Origin of the sequence: Maribacter sp., assembly GCF_016744255.1 — a bacterium.
GTDB lineage: Bacteria > Bacteroidota > Bacteroidia > Flavobacteriales > Flavobacteriaceae > Maribacter_B.
Map to the genome: position 1 here is coordinate 1 of NZ_JADGES010000173.1, position 2,478 is coordinate 2,478.

The window sequence follows — 2,478 nt, forward strand, 5'->3', positions numbered from 1 at the left end:
GTACAATGATAGGGTATAGTTGCTTTTTTTATAAAAAACATATACCGTAATCGATTGTTTTCTCTTGGCGCAAAGTCCTATAAACGATTAAAAGATTGATTAGCTTTTGTTTAAGAGGCCACTAAAATAGTCTTTTTTAGATTAAATAACTTTTGTAATTAGAATAGAGGTGTATTCTTTAACAAAGAAAAGAAAAATAAACCCTTTACTTGTTTTCCTAGTAATAGTTCCCCCGAGTATTATCTAAGTTTTTTTAGTAAAGGGTAATATGTTATTGCTTTTGTTCTAAGAATACTAGTTAGAAATTAAATAGTTTCTATAGTAGTATGCTTAGGACTATCGGTTGCGTGTAAATTTTATGACCGCGAAAGTAAAAATCAAAAATTAGGGATACAATACCCACTAGTGGGTATTTATTACCTTAAAAATACAGTAAGTTTTTTACAGGGTATATTGTAAAGGTAGAATGCTGATATAAGGACTTTTGTCAATTAATTTTTTTAAAAAACATGATAGTTGTCATGTGTTTTTTAGGTAATTTAAAATCTTAATTTTTCATTAAAACTTAGATTTACGGAAAGCTGTATATATTTTATACAAACTAATTTGCTTCTTTTAAAAAGGAGGTTTCTTTAAAGGTGTGCTCTGGTACGTATTTGTTTATAATGGTTTCGGTTATTTTTTTTAACGTCTCTCCATGTACAGGATGTAATCCAGGTGCCGTAAAATATTCAATTTCTCCTTTTTTATTTTTATAGTACCAAAGGAGTGGTTGGTTGGTATCCTCATTAAAGAATGAGGTAGCCATACTTACTTCTACTTTTTTAAAATTAGCCAATCTAATTGGGTCTATAGGCTCTGTTTTAGTATTGAATTTTTTGGTGCATAAAACTTTTTCATAATGCGTTTTTGCCCATGTCATACATTTATTATCTTCTTTCATAGTGATAGCTCCTAAAATTTTAATTTTAGGAGCTATCACTATAAGAAAAACAGCTGTAAAAGCAATAGTAATTAAAATAATAAAAGTTTTTATCTTCTTCTGATTTTCTTTGCCAATCTCTTCATTTTTACTTCCAATTAATTCTCTCTTATAATCAATAGATTTCTTGTTTTCAATAAATTCGTTCTGATCTATATCCGAAAAATTAGACTTTAAATACTCTTGTAATGGCCTCGGTTTAAAATCAATTAACCAACTGATAAGTTCTATATTCTCGGGACTTGTTTTTTTAGCCTTATTCTTTAAAAAATTAACTATAGGTCTAAATTTATTGGCATCAAAATTTTGAATTTCCCGCCATTTATTTTCTTCATTCTTAAATTGAAAAAAGCGATTTAGTATATAGTTGTCATCCTTAGAGCTTCTTTTTTCTAATAAATACATGCAAGCTTCTCTAATTTGTCTAGTAGTAGGCTCCATTAAGAAGCTATTCATTTCTCCCCCTTTTTCCTTTTTATATTTTTCTAGAATCTTTTTTTGATAACTCTCACTAGTCTTTATTTCCATGGTTTGGTTGGTATTGTTGGTATTTCATTGGAATTTATAGGAACTCTTGGAATTTTTGGAATTACTTATAAACGAGGCTTTAAGCCCTAAGTAACTTTGCATCATCAGCAAGTTCTTGTTATGAAATGCTAACATAATAAATGTACAAAATAAGCTGTTACGGAAATCTGTAATGCGGTTGGTTATTAACTCAGTAGAGAAGTAAGTTAAGCACCACTGCATTTAGATTTTTACTTCTCAAAACCAAGAGAGACGTCTCTTTATTTTTTTTACTGCGATAAAGCATTGCAAAATATCTAAACAATTTGGATAGCCATAGGTATGTCTAGATTTTAAACCAAAATATTATGAAAAAAGTAATGATAGCCGTTATGGCACTAGTTTTTAATACGTTTTTATTTTCTTGCACAAGCGATTCTATCGCGGATACAGATACTCTTTACGAAACACAAGCAACGGAAGGCGATGATGGAGATGTTCCGCCACCGCCACCACCAGAGAATTAATTAAAATAATCTATATTATTTGGGCTATACTATGGTCTATAGCCCTTTTTTGAATACTTTTAAACAAAAGTATTGTTTTTGAAAAAGTGCGTAATTTTATTTTTTATTAGTCTGTTTTTTTCCTGTAATATGGTATATGAGGATAATTCTTCCACAGCAGAAGAATTAAATGACAGTAGTCTTTATTATCATAATATTTCTAAGGATAAAAACCTGGCATTTAATAAGAGGCTTAATGCAATAAACAAATCTTTATTTTTTTTAAAGAATAATAAGAATACATTATATTCTCAATTACTATATGAAAAAAATCACCTTCTTTTTTCTTTGAAGGAATATGATAGTCTCAATTTTTTTAATGAATTATTGATTGTCCGTAAATACTCATAATTGATAAATATTTCGTAAATTATGTTAAAATAACCGACATGAATATATTTAGTTTTGGGGTGCATTTCCACA

The 2,478-nt window shown here is 28.6% G+C and carries 2 protein-coding genes; one reads left to right on the forward strand and one right to left on the reverse strand.

Features of this window, described 5'->3' with window-relative positions; translation table 11 throughout:
- Window positions 1-601: 601 nt before the first annotated feature.
- Complete coding sequence (locus QZZ51_RS16495; RefSeq protein ID WP_291871689.1) at window positions 602-1,510, reverse strand: hypothetical protein; 909 nt, start codon at window positions 1,508-1,510, stop codon at window positions 602-604.
- Window positions 1,511-1,857: 347 nt separating this feature from the next.
- Between QZZ51_RS16495 and QZZ51_RS16500 the strand changes: the two genes are divergently transcribed.
- Window positions 1,858-2,016 carry a hypothetical protein gene (locus QZZ51_RS16500; protein ID WP_291871691.1) on the forward strand — a complete coding sequence of 53 codons (159 nt, stop codon included), beginning with the start codon at window positions 1,858-1,860 and terminating at the stop codon, window positions 2,014-2,016.
- Window positions 2,017-2,478: the final 462 nt, after the last annotated feature.

What these genes read in the sequence shown, in the direction of transcription:
- QZZ51_RS16500 (WP_291871691.1), top strand. Translation starts at nt 1,858, where the DNA reads ATGAAAAAAGTAATGATAGCCGTTATGGCACTAGTTTTTAATACGTTT.
- QZZ51_RS16495 (WP_291871689.1), bottom strand. Translation starts at nt 1,510, where the DNA reads ATGGAAATAAAGACTAGTGAGAGTTATCAAAAAAAGATTCTAGAAAAA.